At 39.5% G+C, this 19,206-nt stretch carries 30 protein-coding genes and 2 pseudogenes; 31 read left to right on the top strand and 1 reads right to left on the bottom strand.

The window, feature by feature from the left end; translation table 11 throughout:
• Position 1: 1 nt before the first annotated feature.
• The 28 genes and pseudogenes from rplP (at position 2) to rpsI (ending at position 14,856) form a co-directional block, all read left to right on the top strand.
• Complete coding sequence (rplP, locus tag L6W14_RS22070) at positions 2-436, top strand: 50S ribosomal protein L16 (protein ID WP_004233644.1); 435 nt, start codon at positions 2-4, stop codon at positions 434-436.
• Positions 426-626 carry a 50S ribosomal protein L29 gene (gene rpmC, locus L6W14_RS22065; RefSeq protein WP_004233646.1) on the top strand — a complete coding sequence of 67 codons (201 nt, stop codon included), beginning with the start codon at positions 426-428 and terminating at the stop codon, positions 624-626. Before rplP ends, rpmC begins: the two co-directional genes overlap by 11 nt.
• 18 nt (positions 627-644) lie before the next feature.
• Entirely contained in the window at positions 645-908 is a 264-nt protein-coding gene (rpsQ, locus tag L6W14_RS22060; RefSeq protein ID WP_004233648.1) for a 30S ribosomal protein S17, read from the top strand.
• Positions 909-951: 43 nt separating this feature from the next.
• Positions 952-1,320, top strand: a complete 369-nt coding sequence (gene rplN, locus L6W14_RS22055) for a 50S ribosomal protein L14 (RefSeq protein WP_004233650.1) — start codon at positions 952-954, stop codon at positions 1,318-1,320.
• A 35-nt stretch (positions 1,321-1,355) separates the two neighbouring features.
• Positions 1,356-1,664, top strand: a complete 309-nt coding sequence (gene rplX / locus L6W14_RS22050) for a 50S ribosomal protein L24 (protein ID WP_004233652.1) — start codon at positions 1,356-1,358, stop codon at positions 1,662-1,664.
• 28 nt (positions 1,665-1,692) lie between these two features.
• Complete coding sequence (gene rplE / locus L6W14_RS22045; protein ID WP_004233654.1) at positions 1,693-2,232, top strand: 50S ribosomal protein L5; 540 nt, start codon at positions 1,693-1,695, stop codon at positions 2,230-2,232.
• Positions 2,233-2,253: 21 nt separating this feature from the next.
• Positions 2,254-2,439, top strand: a complete 186-nt coding sequence (locus L6W14_RS22040) for a type Z 30S ribosomal protein S14 (protein ID WP_004233656.1) — start codon at positions 2,254-2,256, stop codon at positions 2,437-2,439.
• A gap of 29 nt (positions 2,440-2,468) precedes the next feature.
• On the top strand, positions 2,469-2,867 hold the full coding sequence (rpsH, locus tag L6W14_RS22035; protein ID WP_004233658.1) for a 30S ribosomal protein S8: 399 nt from the start codon (positions 2,469-2,471) through the stop codon (positions 2,865-2,867).
• 30 nt (positions 2,868-2,897) lie between these two features.
• Entirely contained in the window at positions 2,898-3,437 is a 540-nt protein-coding gene (gene rplF / locus L6W14_RS22030; protein WP_004233660.1) for a 50S ribosomal protein L6, read from the top strand.
• Positions 3,438-3,469: 32 nt separating this feature from the next.
• Positions 3,470-3,829: a 50S ribosomal protein L18 gene (gene rplR, locus L6W14_RS22025; RefSeq protein WP_004233662.1), complete on the top strand. Its 360-nt coding sequence runs from the start codon at positions 3,470-3,472 to the stop codon at positions 3,827-3,829.
• Positions 3,830-3,850: 21 nt separating this feature from the next.
• Positions 3,851-4,354: a 30S ribosomal protein S5 gene (rpsE, locus tag L6W14_RS22020; RefSeq protein WP_004233664.1), complete on the top strand. Its 504-nt coding sequence runs from the start codon at positions 3,851-3,853 to the stop codon at positions 4,352-4,354.
• A gap of 13 nt (positions 4,355-4,367) precedes the next feature.
• Entirely contained in the window at positions 4,368-4,550 is a 183-nt protein-coding gene (gene rpmD, locus L6W14_RS22015; RefSeq protein WP_004233668.1) for a 50S ribosomal protein L30, read from the top strand.
• 34 nt (positions 4,551-4,584) lie between these two features.
• The gene (gene rplO / locus L6W14_RS22010; protein WP_004233670.1) at positions 4,585-5,025 is read left to right on the top strand and encodes a 50S ribosomal protein L15; all 441 of its coding nucleotides are present in this window, start codon (positions 4,585-4,587) and stop codon (positions 5,023-5,025) included.
• Positions 5,025-6,320 (top strand): preprotein translocase subunit SecY, encoded by a 1,296-nt coding sequence (gene secY / locus L6W14_RS22005; RefSeq protein ID WP_004233672.1) that lies wholly within the window; start codon positions 5,025-5,027, stop codon positions 6,318-6,320. Before rplO ends, secY begins: the two co-directional genes overlap by 1 nt.
• 70 nt (positions 6,321-6,390) lie before the next feature.
• Positions 6,391-7,044, top strand: coding sequence for an adenylate kinase (locus L6W14_RS22000; protein ID WP_004233689.1), 654 nt, complete (start codon positions 6,391-6,393; stop codon positions 7,042-7,044).
• 249 nt (positions 7,045-7,293) lie between these two features.
• A pseudogene (locus tag L6W14_RS21995) lies at positions 7,294-7,371 on the top strand (type I methionyl aminopeptidase); the annotation flags it as partial.
• Positions 7,372-7,457: 86 nt separating this feature from the next.
• The gene (gene infA, locus L6W14_RS21990; RefSeq protein WP_004233690.1) at positions 7,458-7,676 is read left to right on the top strand and encodes a translation initiation factor IF-1; all 219 of its coding nucleotides are present in this window, start codon (positions 7,458-7,460) and stop codon (positions 7,674-7,676) included.
• Between the two features lie 37 nt (positions 7,677-7,713).
• Positions 7,714-7,827: a 50S ribosomal protein L36 gene (gene rpmJ, locus L6W14_RS21985; protein WP_000868344.1), complete on the top strand. Its 114-nt coding sequence runs from the start codon at positions 7,714-7,716 to the stop codon at positions 7,825-7,827.
• 24 nt (positions 7,828-7,851) lie between these two features.
• Positions 7,852-8,217, top strand: coding sequence for a 30S ribosomal protein S13 (rpsM, locus tag L6W14_RS21980; RefSeq protein WP_004233729.1), 366 nt, complete (start codon positions 7,852-7,854; stop codon positions 8,215-8,217).
• A 25-nt stretch (positions 8,218-8,242) separates the two neighbouring features.
• Positions 8,243-8,632 carry a 30S ribosomal protein S11 gene (gene rpsK / locus L6W14_RS21975; RefSeq protein ID WP_004233731.1) on the top strand — a complete coding sequence of 130 codons (390 nt, stop codon included), beginning with the start codon at positions 8,243-8,245 and terminating at the stop codon, positions 8,630-8,632.
• A 139-nt stretch (positions 8,633-8,771) separates the two neighbouring features.
• Positions 8,772-9,716, top strand: coding sequence for a DNA-directed RNA polymerase subunit alpha (locus L6W14_RS21970; protein WP_004233733.1), 945 nt, complete (start codon positions 8,772-8,774; stop codon positions 9,714-9,716).
• Positions 9,717-9,773: 57 nt separating this feature from the next.
• The gene (gene rplQ / locus L6W14_RS21965) at positions 9,774-10,154 is read left to right on the top strand and encodes a 50S ribosomal protein L17 (protein WP_008181938.1); all 381 of its coding nucleotides are present in this window, start codon (positions 9,774-9,776) and stop codon (positions 10,152-10,154) included.
• A gap of 426 nt (positions 10,155-10,580) precedes the next feature.
• A complete protein-coding gene (locus L6W14_RS21960; RefSeq protein ID WP_131521820.1) occupies positions 10,581-11,426 on the top strand; it encodes an energy-coupling factor ABC transporter ATP-binding protein in 846 nt (281 codons plus the stop codon).
• Positions 11,402-12,274 carry an energy-coupling factor ABC transporter ATP-binding protein gene (locus L6W14_RS21955; RefSeq protein ID WP_131521821.1) on the top strand — a complete coding sequence of 291 codons (873 nt, stop codon included), beginning with the start codon at positions 11,402-11,404 and terminating at the stop codon, positions 12,272-12,274. Before L6W14_RS21960 ends, L6W14_RS21955 begins: the two co-directional genes overlap by 25 nt.
• A complete protein-coding gene (locus tag L6W14_RS21950) occupies positions 12,271-13,068 on the top strand; it encodes an energy-coupling factor transporter transmembrane component T family protein (RefSeq protein ID WP_004233739.1) in 798 nt (265 codons plus the stop codon). The genes L6W14_RS21955 and L6W14_RS21950 overlap by 4 nt, the downstream gene beginning before the upstream one ends.
• Positions 13,069-13,081: 13 nt before the next feature.
• Positions 13,082-13,822 carry a tRNA pseudouridine(38-40) synthase TruA gene (gene truA, locus L6W14_RS21945; RefSeq protein WP_131521822.1) on the top strand — a complete coding sequence of 247 codons (741 nt, stop codon included), beginning with the start codon at positions 13,082-13,084 and terminating at the stop codon, positions 13,820-13,822.
• A 178-nt stretch (positions 13,823-14,000) separates the two neighbouring features.
• Entirely contained in the window at positions 14,001-14,438 is a 438-nt protein-coding gene (rplM, locus tag L6W14_RS21940; protein ID WP_004233742.1) for a 50S ribosomal protein L13, read from the top strand.
• A gap of 25 nt (positions 14,439-14,463) precedes the next feature.
• On the top strand, positions 14,464-14,856 hold the full coding sequence (gene rpsI / locus L6W14_RS21935) for a 30S ribosomal protein S9 (protein WP_004233744.1): 393 nt from the start codon (positions 14,464-14,466) through the stop codon (positions 14,854-14,856).
• A gap of 319 nt (positions 14,857-15,175) precedes the next feature.
• Here the strand turns inward: rpsI and L6W14_RS21930 are convergent, their stop codons facing one another.
• Entirely contained in the window at positions 15,176-15,781 is a 606-nt protein-coding gene (locus L6W14_RS21930) for an ankyrin repeat domain-containing protein (protein WP_237898895.1), read from the bottom strand.
• Positions 15,782-16,322: 541 nt separating this feature from the next.
• Between L6W14_RS21930 and L6W14_RS21925 the strand changes: the two are divergent.
• From L6W14_RS21925 to L6W14_RS21915, 3 genes and pseudogenes are all read left to right on the top strand, one after another.
• Positions 16,323-17,189: pseudogene (locus L6W14_RS21925) on the top strand (DUF4822 domain-containing protein); the annotation flags it as partial.
• A gap of 131 nt (positions 17,190-17,320) precedes the next feature.
• Positions 17,321-18,034 carry an N-acetylmuramoyl-L-alanine amidase gene (locus L6W14_RS21920; RefSeq protein ID WP_004233756.1) on the top strand — a complete coding sequence of 238 codons (714 nt, stop codon included), beginning with the start codon at positions 17,321-17,323 and terminating at the stop codon, positions 18,032-18,034.
• 72 nt (positions 18,035-18,106) lie between these two features.
• Positions 18,107-19,162 carry a P-loop NTPase gene (locus L6W14_RS21915; protein WP_004233758.1) on the top strand — a complete coding sequence of 352 codons (1,056 nt, stop codon included), beginning with the start codon at positions 18,107-18,109 and terminating at the stop codon, positions 19,160-19,162.
• Positions 19,163-19,206: the final 44 nt, after the last annotated feature.

Raw genomic sequence — 19,206 nt, 5'->3', positions numbered from 1 at the left:
TATGTTATTGCCTAAACGCGTTAAATACCGTCGTGAACACCGCGGCAACATGCGTGGCGAAGCGAAAGGCGGTAAAGAAGTAACTTTCGGCGAATGGGGCTTACAAGCTCAAACTGCTAGCTGGATTACTAACCGTCAAATCGAATCTGCTCGTATCGCGATGACTCGTTACATGAAACGTGGCGGTAAAGTTTGGATTAAAATCTTCCCACATAAACCTTACACTAAAAAACCTCTAGAAGTCCGCATGGGTTCTGGTAAAGGTTCTCCTGAAGGTTGGGTAGCAGTAGTTAAACCAGGAAAAGTAATGTTCGAAATTGCTGGCGTATCTGAAGAAGTTGCACGTGAAGCACTTCGTTTAGCATCACACAAACTTCCTGTTAAATGTAAGATCGTAAAACGTCAAGAAACTGGTGGTGAATCTAATGAAAGCTAATGAAATCCGTGACCTTGCTACTTCTGAAATAGAATTAAAAGTGAAATCACTGAAAGAAGAGCTTTTCAACCTTCGCTTCCAATTGGCGACTGGTCAATTAGAAAACACAGCTCGTATTCGTGAAGTGCGTAAAGCAATCGCGCGTATGAAAACTGTTATTCGTGAAAGAGAAATCAGTGCAAATAACTGATAAAGGAGGTTTTCAAGTATGACTGAGCGCAATCAACGCAAAGTTTACACGGGCCGCGTTGTTTCAGATAAAATGGACAAAACTGTTACTGTTTTAGTTGAAACTTACAAAAAGCACAAGCTTTATGGTAAGCGTGTAAAATACTCTAAAAAGTTTAAAGCTCATGATGAGTTAAACACAGCGAAAATCGGTGATATCGTACGTATCATGGAAACTCGCCCGCTATCAGCTACTAAACGTTTCCGTCTAGTAGAAGTTGTAGAAAAAGCGGTTATTATTTAATAACTATTTCGGAACAACCAATTTCCGAAGGGAGGTAACCTAAGTGATCCAACAAGAAAGTCGTATGAAAGTTGCTGACAACTCAGGTGCACGTGAAGTTCTTACAATTAAAGTGCTTGGTGGCTCTGGCCGTAAAACTGCTAACATCGGTGATATCGTTGTTTGTACAGTTAAGAAAGCAACACCAGGTGGCGTTGTCAAGAAGGGTGACGTTGTTAAAGCTGTTATCGTTCGTACTAAATCAGGCGTTCGTCGTAAAGACGGCACGTACATCAAATTTGATGAAAATGCTTGTGTAATTATTCGTGATGATAAATCACCACGCGGAACTCGTATTTTCGGACCTGTTGCACGTGAACTACGTGACAGCAACTTCATGAAAATCGTTTCTCTAGCTCCAGAAGTTCTTTAATTTCATGACAGTGCCAATCAAGGAGGTGCGACAGCATGCATGTAAAAAAAGGTGACAAGGTTAAGGTAATCACTGGTAAGGATAAAGGCAAAGAAGGCGTAATCCTTGCTGCTTTCCCAAAACAAGATCGCGTTCTTGTTGAAGGTGTGAATATCGTGAAAAAACACGTTAAACCTAACCAATTGAATCCACAAGGTGGTATTGTTAGCCAAGAGGCTGCAATTCACGTTTCGAACGTAATGCTAATCGATCCTAAATCTGGCGAGCCGACTCGTGTAGGTTATAAAATCGAAAACGGTAAAAAAGTTCGTGTAGCAAAAAAATCAGGTGCAGTAATCGACTAATTAGTATAAATAGAAGGGAGGTACACACATGAGCCGCCTAAAAGAAAAATATTTAAATGAAGTTTCTCCAGCTCTTATGAGCAAATTTGGATATAAATCAGTTATGCAACTACCGAAAGTTGAGAAAATCGTTATCAACATGGGTGTTGGTGATGCAGTTCAAAACTCTAAAGCGTTAGATGCAGCTGTTGAAGAATTAACAATTATCACTGGTCAAAAACCAGTAGTAACTAAAGCTAAAAAATCGATCGCAGGTTTCCGTCTTCGTGAAGGTATGCCTATCGGTGCTAAAGTTACATTACGCGGTGAGCGTATGTATGAATTCTTGGACAAATTAATCTCTATCTCACTACCTCGTGTACGTGACTTCCGTGGTGTTTCTAAAAAAGCATTCGATGGTCGCGGTAACTACACTCTAGGTGTTAAAGAACAATTAATTTTCCCAGAAATCGATTACGATAAAGTTTCAAAAGTACGCGGTATGGACATCGTGATCGTAACGACAGCGAACTCTGACGAAGAAGCTCGCGAGTTATTGACACAATTCGGTATGCCGTTCCAAAAGTAATCAAACAAGGAGGGCGAAAACGTGGCTAAAAAATCTATGATCGTTAAACAACAACGTAAGCAAAAGTTTAAAGTGCAAGAGTATACACGTTGTGAACGCTGTGGTCGTCCACATTCAGTATATCGCAAATTCAAACTTTGCCGTATTTGTTTCCGAGAACTTGCATATAAGGGACAAATTCCTGGCGTGAAAAAAGCCAGCTGGTAATCCCCTAATTTGGGAAGGAGGTAAATGTAATGACAATGACTGATCCGATTGCAGATATGCTTACTCGCATTCGTAATGCGAACATGGTTCGTCACGAGAAGTTAGAAGTACCAGCTTCCAACGTGAAAAAAGAAATCGCTGAAATTTTAAAGCGTGAAGGTTTCGTACGTGACGTAGAATACGTGGAAGACAACAAACAAGGTATCATCCGTATTTTCTTAAAATATGGAAAAGATAACGAGCGCGTTATCACTGGCTTAAAACGTATTTCTAAACCTGGTTTACGTGTATATGCTAAAACAAATGAAGTACCTAAAGTATTGAACGGTCTTGGTATCGCTTTAGTGTCAACTTCACAAGGTTTATTAACAGATAAAGAAGCTCGCGCTAAACAAGTTGGCGGAGAAATTCTAGCATACGTTTGGTAATTAGCAATAAATGAATGGAGGTGCAGCTAAATGTCTCGTGTAGGTAAAAAAATTATCGAGGTACCTGCTAACGTAACTGTTACTGTTGATGCAAACAACACTGTTACTGTTAAAGGTCCTAAAGGCGAACTTGTTCGTTCTTTCCACCAAGATATGAAAATTGAGCAAGAAGGTAACGTAATCACTGTAGTACGTCCTTCTGATTCAAAAGAACACCGCACAAACCACGGTACTACTCGTGCGCTTCTTGCGAACATGGTTACTGGTGTTTCTGCAGGTTTCGAAAAAGCTTTAGAACTTATCGGTGTTGGTTACCGTGCGCAATTACAAGGTAATAAACTTGTACTTAACGTAGGTTACTCTCATCCAGTAGAGTTCACACCTGAAGATGGTCTACAAATTGAAGTTCCTTCAAATACAAAGATCATTGTTAAAGGTATCAGCAAAGAACGCGTTGGTGCTCTTGCATCTAACATCCGTGACGTTCGTCCACCAGAGCCTTATAAAGGTAAAGGTATTCGTTATGAAGGCGAATATGTTCGTCGTAAAGAAGGTAAAACAGGTAAATAATGCAGCTTAAGCATTAGAAAGGAGTGACCCTTGTGATTACGAAACAAGATAAAAATCAGGTTCGTAAAAAACGTCATGCTCGCGTTCGTTCTAAAATTTCGGGTACTGCTCAGCGTCCACGCTTAAACGTATTCCGTTCTAACAAGAACATTTACGCGCAACTTATCGATGACGTAGCAGGCGTAACAATTGTTAGCGCATCTTCTCAAGAAAATGGTTTCGAAGGTGCTGGTAGCAATGTTGACGCAGCAACTAAAGTCGGTGAAACAATCGCAAAACGCGCTGCGGAAAAAAATATTACTGCTGTAGTATTTGACCGTGGTGGTTACTTATATCATGGACGTGTTAAAGCTTTAGCTGAAGCTGCACGTGAAAACGGTTTAGAATTTTAATAAGAAGGAGGGACACATTTCATGAGTCGTATTGACGCAAACAAACTTGGAGAACTTGAAGAACGCGTAGTTACTATTAACCGCGTTGCTAAAGTTGTTAAAGGTGGACGTCGCTTCCGCTTCACAGCATTAGTTGTAGTTGGCGATAGAAACGGTCATGTAGGTTTCGGTACTGGTAAAGCTCAAGAGGTGCCAGATGCTATCCGCAAAGCTGTTGAAGATGCGAAGAAAAACTTAATCGAAGTGCCACGCGTAGGTGGAACAACTCCACACTTAGTGCAAGGTCGCTTTGGTGCAGGAGAAATCCTAATCAAACCTGCTGCTCCTGGTACAGGGGTTATCGCTGGTGGTCCAGTACGTGCTGTACTAGAACTTGCTGGTATTACTGATATTCTTTCAAAATCACTTGGATCTAACACACCAATTAACATGGTGCGTGCAACAATTCAAGGTTTAACTGAATTAAAACGCGTAGAGGACGTAGCTAAATTACGTGGTAAATCAGTGGAAGAACTATTAGGATAAGGGGGGAAAGATAATGGCTAACAAATTAGAAATCACCCTTACTAAATCTGTGATTGGTACTAAACCTGCACAACGCAAAACTGTTGAAGCTTTAGGTTTACGTAAATTACACCAAACTGTAGAGAAAGCTGATAACGCAGCTACTCGCGGTATGCTTGATAAAGTAGCTCACTTAGTTACTGTAAAAGAAATTTAATTTCCAATTATTGAACAAGGAGGTGCCACCCACTATGAAACTGCATGAGTTAAAACCAGCAGAAGGTTCTCGTAAGCAACGCAACCGCGTTGGTCGTGGTATCGGTTCTGGTAACGGTAAAACAGCAGGTAAAGGTCATAAAGGTCAAAACGCTCGTTCTGGTGGCGGTGTTCGCCCAGGCTTTGAAGGCGGTCAGAACCCATTATTCCGTCGTTTACCAAAACGTGGCTTTACGAACATTAACCGTAAAGAATACGCGATCGTTAACCTTGATGCTTTAAACCGTTTCGAAGACGGTGCAGAGGTAACTGCTGCATTATTACTTGAAACTGGTCTCGTGAGCAATGAAAAAGCTGGAATTAAAGTTCTAGGCAACGGAACTCTTAATAAAAAGCTTACTGTCAAAGCTCATAAATTCTCAGCTTCAGCGAAAGAAGCAATCGAGAATGCCGGCGGAACTACTGAGGTGATTTAATGTTTCAGACAATCTCTAACTTTATGCGTGTTCGAGATATAAGAAATAAAATCATTTTCACACTTTTAATGTTAATCGTTTTTCGTATTGGAACTTTCATTCCAGTACCTAACGTTGACGCTAATGTATTAAAGGCAACTGATGAGTTTAACCTCGTTGGTTTCCTCAATACTTTTGGCGGTGGTGCTTTAAAGAACTTCTCCATCTTTGCAATGGGGATTATGCCTTACATCACAGCCTCAATTATTGTTCAGTTATTGCAAATGGACGTAGTACCGAAATTTGCTGAGTGGGCAAAGCAAGGTGAAGTCGGAAGACGTAAACTTGCGCAATTTACACGCTACTTTACTATTATTCTTGCTTTTATTCAATCATTCGCGATGTCATTTGGTTTTAATAGAATGTATGGTGGGTCATTGATTAAGGAAGAAGGGGTTTTAACATATGTTATAATCTCTATTGTATTAACAGCGGGTACAGCATTCCTAGTATGGCTTGCTGATCAAATTACTGCGCATGGCGTTGGTAATGGTATTTCTGTTGTAATCTTCGCAGGTATCGTTGCGGCATTACCTACAGGTATCAACCAAATCTATGCACAACAAATCGAGGGTGCGGGTGATAAGCTATTTATCAACCTAATTATCCTTGGTCTACTTGTTTTAATCTTGCTTGCGGTTGTTATTGGAGTTATCTATGTGCAACAAGCACTACGTAAAATTCCAATTCAATATGCAAAACGAGTTACTGGGCGAAATCAACAAACTGGTGGTCAACAAACGCATTTACCGTTAAAAGTAAATGCTGCAGGGGTTATTCCTGTAATCTTTGCTTCAGCGTTTCTGATGACACCTCGTACGTTAGTTCCGTTCTTCGGTGAAAATAATGTTACAACATTCATTAACAACACGTTTGATCATACAAAACCTGTTGGAATGATTATTTATGTGGCATTAATCATCGCATTCACATATTTCTATGCATTCGTACAAGTGAATCCAGAAAATGTGGCAGATAACTTGAAAAAGCAAGGTGCTTATATTCCAGGTATTCGTCCTGGTGAAAACACTCAAACGTATTTAACAAGCGTGTTATATCGTCTGACTTTTGTCGGCGCGATTTTCTTAACTGTTATTTCAGTAATGCCGGTTATATTCATAAACTTTATGAATCTACCTGCCTCAGTGCAGATCGGTGGTACTAGTATTATTATCGTAGTCGGCGTAGCGCTCGAAACGATGAAGCAGCTAGAATCTCAACTTGTTAAACGTCACTACAAAGGCTTTATGAAATAATGTTGGTTTTTAGGGAACGTTCCATCGTTTCCTTTAATCAGCAAACCTTTTGTGGGAGGAATATTTCCTAATGAATATCGTTTTAATGGGTCTGCCAGGTGCTGGTAAAGGTACGCAGGCAGATAAAATTGTTGAGAAGTACGCAATTCCTCATATTTCTACAGGCGATATGTTCCGTGCTGCAATTAAAGAAGGTACTGAACTAGGCTTACAAGCTAAGTCGTTTATGGATCAAGGTGCACTTGTACCTGATGAAGTGACGATTGGTATTGTTCGTGAGCGACTGGCTAAACCTGATTGTGAAAAAGGATTCTTATTAGATGGTTTCCCACGTACTGTTCCTCAAGCTGAAGCCTTAGATAGCATTCTTGCTGACCTAGGTAAAGCTATTGAGCATACATTAAACATTCAAGTTGAAAAGGATGAGTTAATTGCTCGTCTTTCAGGTAGACGTATTTGTAAAACTTGTGGTACATCCTATCATTTAATTTTCAATCCTCCTGCTGAGGAAGGAAAATGTGATAAAGATGGTGGCGAGCTTTATACACGTGCAGATGATAATCCTGAAACGGTTGCGAACCGTCTGGAAGTAAATATGAAACAAGCACAACCTCTACTTGATTTCTATCAAGCTAAAGGCGTGTTAACTAATATAGATGGACAGCAAGATATTAACAAAGTGTTTGCTGATCTTGATGCTCTATTACAGAGCAGCCGCAGCTGATACCCGGCTCCGGGCGCAGAGTACTGCTTCCGCGGGAGGCATGCGGGAGCAACAACGAAACATAATTTTTTTGAGAGTTGCAAAAGCATATTGTGCCCGGTATATATTTCTTCTTAAAAGTGCAACATACCTTTTGGAGGAGTATAATGGGTTTCGTGGAAGCATCTGTGTAACGGGTATGAATATCTCATCCAAGACATTCCGGTATTCGTGTAAACATGGGAGATTCAGTGCCCTTACTGGTTCTGTATATTCCGTGGATTGTGTGAAGCGAAACCAGACGAGCGTCTTTCAAACATCTCTCATACAATCCAAACATATGTTGAAACGAGGTTGCTTCTAAAGTTGCAGCAGATATCCGTTTGATGTAACGATGAGAACTTTAATTTGCATATAGAGAGGAGACAGAGTAGATGGCGAAAGATGATGTAATTGAAGTCGAAGGGACAGTTGTTGAGACTTTGCCAAACGCGATGTTTAAGGTAGAATTAGAAAATGGACATGTGATTCTAGCACACGTATCTGGTAAGATTCGTATGCACTTTATCCGTATTCTACCTGGAGATAAGGTTACTATTGAGTTATCTCCTTATGATTTAACTCGCGGTCGTATCACATACCGTTTTAAATAATCTTTTGCGCTCCGGACTACTAAGGAGGTTAGGTTAGATGAAAGTGAGACCATCTGTGAAACCGATCTGCGAAAAATGTAAAGTAATTCGCCGACGCGGTAAAGTAATGGTAATCTGTGAAAATCCTAAACATAAACAAAAACAAGGTTAATTCTAAAGGAGGTGCACAACGTACATGGCACGTATTGCTGGTGTTGATATTCCTCGCGACAAACGCGTGGTAATTTCATTAACGTACATTTTCGGTATTGGTAAAACTACAGCTCAGAAAGTACTAGCTGATGCAGGTATTTCAGAAGATACACGCGTACGCGACTTAACTGAAGATGAGTTAAACAAAATCCGTGAACAATTAGATTCATACAAACTTGAAGGTGACTTACGTCGCGAAACTTCATTAAATATTAAACGTCTGATGGAAATCGGTTCATTCCGTGGTATCCGTCACCGTCGTGGCTTACCTGTTCGTGGTCAAAATACGAAGAACAATGCGCGTACGCGTAAAGGTCCTCGTAAAACAGTTGCGAACAAGAAAAAATAATTGGTAAAGGAGGTTCCTTCTTAACATGGCTCGTAAACAACAAACTCGTAAACGTCGTGTGAAAAAGAATATCGAATCTGGTATCGCACACATTCGTTCTACATTTAACAATACAATCGTAACGATTACAGATATGCAAGGTAACGCTGTATCTTGGTCAAGTGCTGGTGCTCTTGGTTTCCGTGGTTCACGTAAATCTACACCATTCGCTGCTCAAATGGCTGCAGAAACTGCTGCTAAAACATCCCTTGAACATGGTCTGAAAACGTTGGAAGTAACTGTTAAAGGTCCTGGTGCTGGTCGTGAAGCTGCTATTCGTGCACTTCAAGCTGCTGGTTTAGAAGTAACTGCTATTAAAGACGTTACTCCAGTTCCTCATAATGGTTGCCGTCCGCCAAAACGTCGTCGCGTGTAATGGGTGCGTCTCATATTGTATGAGAACATCATTTTTTGTACAGACTGTCTTGTGCAGATAATAAACGATACGTCATTGACGATCGAATCTATGATGGAAAGAACCTATACATTCGATGTTTTGAAGGAGGGTAAATAAAATGATCGAAATTGAAAAACCAAAGATTGAAACGGTGGAGATCAGCGAAGATTCCAAATATGGAAAGTTTGTTGTAGAACCGCTTGAACGCGGATATGGAAACACTTTGGGTAATTCTTTACGTCGTATCCTTCTGTCTTCATTACCAGGAGCTGCTGTCACTTCAATTCAAATTGATGGTGTTCTTCACGAATTCTCAACTGTAGAAGGCGTAGTAGAAGATGTAGCTTCAATCATTTTGAACGTGAAAAAACTAGCTCTTAAAATCTACTCTGACGAAGAAAAAGTTATTGAGATTGATGTTAAAGGCGATGGTACAGTTACGGCTGCTGACATTACACATGACAGTGACGTAGAAATTTTAAACCCAGATCTATATATTGCAACAATCGCTAAAAACGGTCATTTACGTATGCGTATGTATGCACAACGCGGCCGTGGTTACACTCCTGCTGATCAAAACAAACGTGAGGATCTTCCTATCGGCGTGATCCCGATCGACTCTATTTACACTCCAGTATCACGCGTCAATTTCCAAGTGGAAAATACTCGTGTTGGTCAGTCTTCTGACTACGACAAACTTTCTCTTGATGTGTGGACAGATGGCAGCATCGGTCCGAAAGAGGCGATTTCGCTCGGAGCAAAAATTTTAACCGAGCATCTTAACATCTTCGTTGGCATGACAGATGAGGCACAAACTGCTGAAATCATGGTCGAAAAAGAAGAAGATCAAAAAGAAAAAGTTTTAGAGATGACTATCGAAGAGCTTGATCTTTCTGTTCGTTCTTATAACTGTTTAAAACGCGCTGGTATTAATACAGTACTAGAACTTGCGAATAAATCAGAAGACGACATGATGAAAGTTCGTAACCTTGGACGCAAGTCATTAGAAGAAGTAAAAGCGAAGTTAGAAGAGCTTGGTTTAGGATTACGCAAAGAAGACTAAGCGATTTAAACACAACTAACAAGATCAGATTTTTTTCTATAAAGGAGGGAAACATCCATGGGTTACAGAAAACTTGGTCGTACAAGTTCTCAACGTAAAGCGATGTTACGTGACTTAGCTACTGATTTAATCATCAACGAGCGTATCGAAACTACTGAGGCTCGCGCTAAAGAAGTACGTAAAGCTGTTGAAAAAATGATTACTTTAGGTAAACGCGGAGATTTACATGCACGCCGTCAAGCTGCTGCATTTATCCGTCGTGAACTAGTAACAACGACTGATGCAGAAGGTAACGAATCAACATCATTTGCACTTCAAAAGTTATTTGATGATGTTGCACCACGTTATGCTGAGCGTCAAGGTGGTTACACTCGTATTCTTAAAGTAGGTCCTCGTCGTGGCGACGGTGCACCTGTTGTTGTGATTGAACTAGTTTAATCATAAGAGAAAACTTGTGGTGAAGAGGGTGGGAATCACCACCCTCTTTCTTTATAAATGATTTATACGACAAATAATTAAGCTGAGCGTTATGATGAGCGGACACTTATTAGTGTGGCGTCTCGTTTAGCTCTCCGCACCTCATTCAGGAGAAATAAGGGCTTGAGCACCCATATTTCTTGTAAATGTAACGACTAGCGCATTTCTATCGAATGAGGTGCGCGCTTTTTTATTAGATTAGATGGCGCCAATTTGTGGTGCTTTTTTTAATATATGGGTGTTATTTTGTTATTTATTAAACCAATATCAATTTGAGTTGTTATTGTAGTATTTTTCTTTTATCGACATACGGATTGTAGTAGAATTCATACATAAAAAAGTGTAAGTTAATTAGTAGAGCTGAGCGTAGGGAGAGGAGTTCTAGATATGCCTGAAATTTTATCTTTAAATAATGTAACTTTTTCATATACACCAGAAAATCCAAATAGTCGTAATGCTGTTGAAAATGTTAGTTTTGCTGTGGAAGAAGGTGAGTGGATTGCTATAGTAGGACATAATGGTTCTGGTAAGTCCACTATTGCCAAGCTGATGAATGGTTTATTGTTTCCTCAACAGGGAGATGTACGAATATTGCGAGAACCCTTGAATGAAGAAAATCTTTGGGAATCTCGCTCCTTAATGGGAATGGTCTTTCAAAACCCTGACAATCAATTCGTTGGAGCAACGGTACAGGATGATGTAGCATTTGCTTTAGAAAACAACGGGATCCCCTTTGAAGAAATGGTGAAACGTGTACATGCAGCACTCGAACAGGTAAAAATGAGTCAGTTTTTAGACCATGAGCCACATCATTTATCTGGTGGACAAAAACAGCGTGTAGCCATTGCTGGCGCACTTGCATTAAAGCCGAAGCTTTTAATTTTAGATGAGGCTACATCCATGTTAGATCCTCAGGGGCGTGCAGAGGTGTTACAAACGGTTCAAACATTACGTGCAGAAACAGGATTAACAGTTTTATCTATTACCCATGATTTAGAAGAGGCAATGTTAGCGGATCGTATTCTTTTTATGAATGATGGTAAGAAATTTGCAGAAGGTACACCTGCTGAAATCTTTGCACTTGGGGACAAGCTAGTTGAATTTGGACTAGATTTGCCATTTGCCTTGAAGTTATCAAAGCTATTGCAAAAGGAAGGTGTTCCATTAATGGGGCAACATATGACAGAACAAGAGTTGGTGAATGATTTATGGACATCAAACTTCAACAAGTAAGCTATGCCTATGCACAAGGTACACCCTTTGAAAAACGGGCATTATTCGATGTGGATTTTGGCATTCCATCTCATACTTATCAAGCGATAATTGGCCATACGGGTTCTGGAAAATCAACGATTTTGCAGCATTTTAACGCGCTTCTAAGACCTACTTCAGGAGAAGTACATATAGGAGATCGTCTTATTGTAGCTGGGAAAAAAGCAAAGGATTTAAAAGCTGTAAGACAAAAGGTCGGTATTGTCTTTCAATTTCCAGAGCATCAACTATTTGAAGAAACCGTGTTGAAGGACATTATGTTTGGCCCAATGAACTTTGGTATATCAGAGGAGGAGGCCGAAGCTCGTGCTAGAGAACTTGTCAACTTAGTCGGTTTACCAGATAACGTTTTGGATAAATCACCGTTTGATTTATCAGGTGGTCAAATGCGTCGAGTAGCGATTGCAGGTGTTTTGGCAATGGACCCTGAGGTTATTGTCTTAGATGAACCCACAGCAGGTCTTGATCCACGAGGTCAAAAGGAAATAATGGATATGTTTTATCAGCTCCATCAAGAACGTCATCTTACAACCATTCTAGTAACCCATAGTATGGAGGATGCAGCTCGATATGCAGATAATATTGTGATCATGCATGAAGGAAAGAATGTCTTAAGTGGATCACCACGGGTTATTTTTAAAGATATTGCAACATTAAAGAATTTCCGTTTAGAGCCACCACGTATTGTCCGCTTCCAACAAAAGATTGAGCATATGATGGGGCATTCCTTTTCTAAAGTTTGCTTAACAGAGGAAGAGCTTGCTGTGGAAATTGCTCAAGCACTTAGAGAGGAGCGTGCAGAGTCATGATGGAAAAAATGATCTTTGGTCGCTTCTTACCTGGTGATTCACCCGTTCACAAGCTTGATCCGCGGTCAAAGCTGATCTTTGTGTTCGCCTTTATTATTATTGTGTTTTTAGCCAATAATACCGTGACATATGCTATGTTACTCGCATTCACACTACTGATTGTATTAGTATCGCGCATTCGTCTATATTTTTTAATAAATGGACTCAAACCAGTACTCTTTTTGATGGCCTTCACATTCCTTCTCCATATTTTTATGACGAAGGAAGGCGTCCCTGTGTTTGAATCTAAATTCATTACGATTTATGACGAAGGGATTAGGCGAGGAATATTTATCTCAATTCGTTTTCTAGTATTAGTATTTATGACGTCAATCTTAACGTTAACTACATCACCGATTTCTATTACTGATGGTATCGAGGTTCTACTGAATCCATTAAAAGCAATAAAAGTACCTGTACATGAATTGGCTTTAATGATGTCCATCTCATTACGCTTTATTCCAACCTTAATGGATGAGACGGATAAAATTATGAAGGCACAAATGGCAAGGGGCTCTGATTTATCATCTGGACCAATTAAGGACCGTATAAAGGCAGTAGTACCATTACTTGTGCCTCTCTTTGTCAGTGCATTTAAACGAGCTGAGGATTTAGCAACAGCGATGGAAGTAAGAGGCTATCGCGGTGGTGAAGGACGCACTAGGTACCGTAGGTTAAAATGGGATATGGGGGACACATTTGCGATTGTGTTATTAGTAGCAATAGGCGTATTGCTATTCTTCTATAGAAGTTAAAGGAGTAGGCTATATGCGACGATTAAAAGTAATTATAAGCTATGATGGTACACTTTTTTCGGGCTATCAGGTACAGCCAGGGGAACGCACAGTGCAGGCTGAGCTTGAGCGTGTTCTAGCCATTATGCATAAGGGAGAACAGGTTAAGGTAACTGCAAGTGGTCGTACAGATGCTAAGGTACATGCGACAGGGCAAACAGTGCATTTCGACACACCTCTTGCCATTCCAGCAGAAAAATATAGTAAGGCTTTGAATGTGCAGCTGCCAAGAGATATTCGAGTATTATCGGTTGAGGAAGTGGCACATGACTTTCATGCACGCTACGACGTGGCTGGAAAAAGATATCGCTATATTTGGTCTTGTGAGCCTATCCAAAGTCCATTCCGCAGATATTATACTGTGGAGACAAATGGGGTCAAACCTAACGTAGAGGCGATGCAAGAGGCAGCTAAGGCTATTATTGGTACACATGACTTTTCTTGTTTTTGCGCGGCGAATACAAGCGTGAAAGATAAAGTACGCACAGTAACATCGTTACAATTTGAATGGCATGGCGAAGAGCTACATATGGTGATTGAAGGGAATGGCTTCTTATATAATATGGTACGTATTATTGCAGGTACTCTTTGGGAGGTTGGGATAGGTCGACGTAAGATTGACAATGTGTCCCAGGTAGTTGCTTCAGGTAATCGTGATAAGGCGGGAAAAACCGCTCCACCACAAGGGCTATACTTAGAAAAAGTGTTCTATTAGTGGCGTTCTACAATTCTGAACAACTTCACCAGGTGTTTAATGAAATTGCTTGACTTTAAAAGTCATTCATTATATGATAACAGATGGTATTTTCATTACCACCACAAATAAGCCCCGAAACTTATAGTGTAGTCTAATGAAAAATAACGGTAATCGAATCGATTAGGAGGATATATACATGCGTACAACATTCATGGCTAAAGGTCACGAAGTAGACCGTAAATGGTTAGTAGTTGATGCAGAAGGCCAAACTCTTGGACGTTTAGCTTCTGAAGTAGCTGCAATCTTACGTGGTAAACATAAACCAACATTCACACCAAACGTTGACACAGGTGATCACGTAATCATCATCAACGCTGACAAAATCCATTTAACTGGTAACAAATTAGAGGGTAAATTATACCGTCACCACACTCAATTTGCGGGTGGTTTAAAAACACGTACTGCTGGTGAAATGCTAGATAAGTACCCAACAAGAATGATCGAATTAGCAGTTAAAGGAATGCTTCCTAAAAACTCTTTAGGTCGCAAAATGTTCACTAAACTTAATGTTTACACTGGAACAGAGCATCCACATGCTGCACAAAAACCAGAAGCATACGAGCTTCGCGGATAATATAAATTAAGAGGAGGATATTACTTTGGCACAAGTTCAATACATCGGCACTGGTCGCCGTAAAAGCTCTGTAGCTCGCGTACGTTTAGTACCAGGTACAGGTAAAATTGTTATCAACAAACGTGAAATCGAAGAATACGTACCATTCGCTGCATTACGCGAAGTAATTAAACAACCATTAGTAGCTACTGAAACTACAGGAAGCTATGATATCCACGTAAACGTTAATGGTGGTGGATACACTGGTCAAGCTGGTGCTGTTCGTCACGGTATCGCTCGTGCTCTACTTCAAGTAGACCCAGATTTCCGTGCTGCATTAAAATCAGCTGGATTACTTACTCGTGATTCACGTATGAAAGAACGTAAAAAGCCAGGTCTTCGCGGCGCTCGTCGTGCACCTCAGTTCTCAAAACGTTAATATCAGCATTTTCAAACCCTGCCCCATTTTTATGGGACAGGGTTTTTTATGTTTGAAAACGTGCTAACTGAAAAAACTATATGAAACATTATAAAATCCTTCAAGCACGCCCCTTTCAGAACTTGAACTTAAACTTAAACTTAAACTTAAACATCTACCCCAAGACTCTTTCTACTTTCGAGGAAAGAGTCTTTTTGTCATTCCATCATAAAAAGCAATCTGTGAAGTAACCTCAAAGATTGCTTAACGTTATTTCTTATGAAACAGCTAATTCCGAAGTGAGGACATCTAGAAAAGTATGAAAAAACCTCCTATAGTGTTAACTGTTATTTCGTTCGGATGCTGCTTCTTTTAAAATTTGCTCAATCTCATAAAAGCCTAGTTTTATTGCATGCTGTAATGGTGTAACACCATCTCGATCTCCAATAGTTATATCAGCACCATGATCCACCAATAATTGTACAATTTCTTGATGTTTCTCCCCGCCATTGCCTAGTATGACTGCCTCCAATAGAGCTGTCCAATGCAAATTATTAATGTGATTGACATGAATGTCTGAATGATTAAGTAGCTCTCGGACCACCTCAACATGTCCCCGTTCGGATGCAGGGATAATGGCAATTCCACCAAAGCGATTAGTTAGCTTTGTATCTGCCCCTGCAGATATAGCAAGTTTAACGATTTCTAAATAGCCTGATGCCCCTGCATGTAAAAGTACGTTCTCAAGGTTATTATCTCTAATATTAATATCAGCACCATGTTGAATGAGCACCTTCACAGTATCCACCTGATTATTATAAGTTGCAGCTAAGACAGGGGTTCTTCCATACCGATCCGTTGTATTAATATTGATGCCATTTTGCAGAAGTACTAATACTTTATCAGTATCACCGTTCGCTGCTGAAAGTATTAATTGATCATTCATTTTTCCACCCTCTTTTCTTTAGTTAAAAGGCCAAATGACTAGTGGTATATCACTGTAGCCTACTTTTCCGTTTATACAAATATGGTAACACGGAGTGAATTGTACGAGTACTATTAAAAAGATAGCTAGGCTTAGCTTTTTCCTATAATTAATAATGTTGAGATACTCGTTTGTGAGAAGTGTCGTTCACCTATAAATTAAGTATATGTAAAAAAATAAGTATCTTTTTTACAAAACTCACTATTAGTGTGCAGATTTAATATATATTAAAAATATTTTCGTATAAGTTTATGTTTTTTTAAGAAATTATTTAGAGGGAGTTTAACACTCCACTTTAATATAGTTTTTAGAAGGTACAACAAACCTTTCATTTTAAAAAATGGTCATTATGGGTTTGAAGTAACTCAAAATATAAACTAACCGACGGAGGTAAGTAGGTATGAAAAAATTATTAATAGTATCTGTTGCAGCAATTGCATTACTTGCAGCATGTCAAGATAAGGAACCTGCAAAAGGCAATACGACGAATAGTGAGGAAGTTAAAACAGAAAGTGCTGCAACAGATAATACTACCAAAGAGCAATTAACAAAGGGACAAGAAATGGCTAACATTCTAAATAGTACGAATTGGCAAGGTACAAAAGTTTATGATCAAGCTAACAATGATTTAACTGCGGAGAACGCAAACTTCATTGGCTTAGCAAAATATGATGCCCAGACAGGTCATTATGAATTCTTTGACGTGGCTACAGGTAAAAGCCGTGAGGATAAAGGGACATTCTTTATCACAAATGATGGGAAACAAAGAATATTAATTTCCGAATCAAAAAACTACCAAGCAGTTGTCGAGATCACTGAGCTCAACGATAGTATCTTTACTTATAAGAGAATGGGTAAAGATGCTGCAGGCAATGATGTAGAAGTATTCGTGGAACATATTCCATATAAAGAAAAAGAACTGGCATTTACTGATTCCGATAAAACGTTAGATGCTTCTACAGGTCAAATTGTTACAGACGTTGACGGAGATAAAATTCTCGCTGATACACTGTGGCATGGAACCGTTGTGTTAGATGAAGCGGGTAATGATGTAACAGAATTCAATTCAAATTTCATCAGCATTGCAAAGTATGACGCAAATACAAATAAATATGAGTTCTTTAATCCTGAAACAGGTGAAAGTCGTGGAGACTATGGTTACTTTAATGTCATTCATGATAATAAAATAAGAGCGCATGTTTCTGTCGGTGATAATAAGTATGGTGTAGCTCTTGAAATTACAGAAATCAACGATAAGAAGTTCACGTATAAACGAACAGGTAAAGACAAAGATGGCAATGATATAACTGTATTTGTAGAGCATGAGCCATATACAGGTGAATTCAAACCTACTTTTACAAACCAATAAAATTGTTCTTCCTCCCTTAATATAGAAGAAATTGAAAACTCTCAAGTTTGTGACTTGGGAGTTTTTTTTACTTTCTGGCATAGTTCATCCACTAATTTCGTACACTAAATGTAAAAGGGTGGTGTATATGGGTGAAGCGCTGGCTTGCACTAGGAGTAATTATGCTTATGAGTATAGTGGTCGTGGCATATGAAACAAATGCTTCGGACCGTAACTTCTTCTTACCGGACCCACTTGGTGGCATAAAAATTGTCATTGATGCAGGGCATGGTGGTGAGGACGGAGGAGCTTCAAAGGGCGAAGTGATTGAAAAGGATATTACACTTGCAATTGCTCAGCATGTAGAGAAGCAATTAAAGAAAAAAGGCGCAACGGTTATAATGACACGAACAAAAAATGGTGATGTAATCGATGAGCATGCGCCATCAGAAAAATATGGAACAATGAGAGAACGGAAAAAGCAAGATATCTTCCTAAGAAAGGATATCGTGGAAAAGGAAAAGCCTGATGTATTTATAACGATTCATGCAAATGCCATACCTGAAACAAAATGGCGTGGCGCACAGGTATTTTACCATAAGGAAGGACATGCTGACGGAGAGATTCTTGCCAAGAGTATTCAACAATCCATTCGCACTAATTTAAAAAATACAGACCGTGAAGCATTGTCTATTAAGCAAATCTATTTATTGAAGAAAGCGGAAGTACCTGCAGCTTTAGTGGAGACTGGTTTTATTAGTAATGATGAGGAACGAGCATTATTAGTGGACAAAAACTATCAAGAAAAAATGGCAGATGCCATAGTTGAAGGTATAGAAGACTATTTATTAGCCAAAATTGAGTAGAGCAACATCTACAACGTAAATCAAATCATTATGATATACTAATATTGAGACAATATAAGGGGAGTGTTCGTCGTGATTACTGAACAACAAGTACGAGAAATACTGGGACAACTACAAGATCCATTTTTACATAAATCGCTTGCAGAAACAGATGGTATTACGAACGTAGCAATAAAAGAAGAAAAAAATCATGTCAGTGTAAAAATTGCCATTGCTAAACTGAATACACCGGAACAATTACAACTACAAATGAAAGTTGTTGAGGTGTTGAAAGAAGCAGGTGTAAACACGGTTGGTATTCGTTTTGAAGAACTATCAACAGAAAAATTGCAAAGCTTCCGTGGCACAGCAACAGAGTCGGAAGCACAAGATATTTTATCTCCATTAAGCACAGTCCAAGTAATTTCAATTGCTTCTGGTAAAGGTGGAGTTGGTAAATCGACAGTATCAGTTAACTTAGCTGTTGCTTTAGCTCGTCTAGGAAAGAAAGTCGGCTTAATTGACGCAGATATTTATGGATTTAGTGTACCTGATATGATGGGTGTAACGGATATGCCTAAGGTAGTCGATAATCGTATTTTCCCAGTAGATCGCTTTGGGGTAAAAATGATTTCAATGGGCTTCTTTGTAGAAAATAACGCACCGATCGTATGGCGCGGACCCATGCTTGGTAAAGTATTAGATCAATTCTTCCGTGATGTTGAGTGGGGTGAATTAGATTATCTATTATTAGATTTACCTCCTGGCACAGGTGACGTTGCATTAGATATCCATCAAATGTTGCCATCATCAAAAGAAATTGTTGTAACAACTCCACACCCAACAGCAGCATTTGTTGCAGCTCGTGCAGGGGCAATGGCGCTTCAAACAGACCATGAAATTTTAGGAGTTATCGAAAACATGGCTTGGTTTGAATCTAAATCAGGTGACCGAGAATTTGTCTTTGGGCAAGGAGGAGGACCAAAGCTAGCTGACGAACTACGTACAGAGTTGCTTGGACAAATCCCGCTTGGGCAACCAGATTGGACAGATGAAGATTTTGCTCCTTCTGTATACGCTGAAAAACATACAACAGGACAAATTTATTTAGACATCGCGACGAAAATCATCGATAAATTAAATAAATAATAAAAAACGGATTTCCACCAGTTTTATGGGGAAATCCGTTTTTA

Origin of the sequence: Lysinibacillus sp. ACHW1.5 (assembly GCF_022014815.1) — a bacterium.
Classification (GTDB): Bacteria; Bacillota; Bacilli; order Bacillales_A; family Planococcaceae; genus Lysinibacillus; species Lysinibacillus capsici.
The sequence above is the reverse complement of the archived record's forward strand: the minus strand, read 5'-3'. Positions and strand labels throughout refer to the sequence as shown.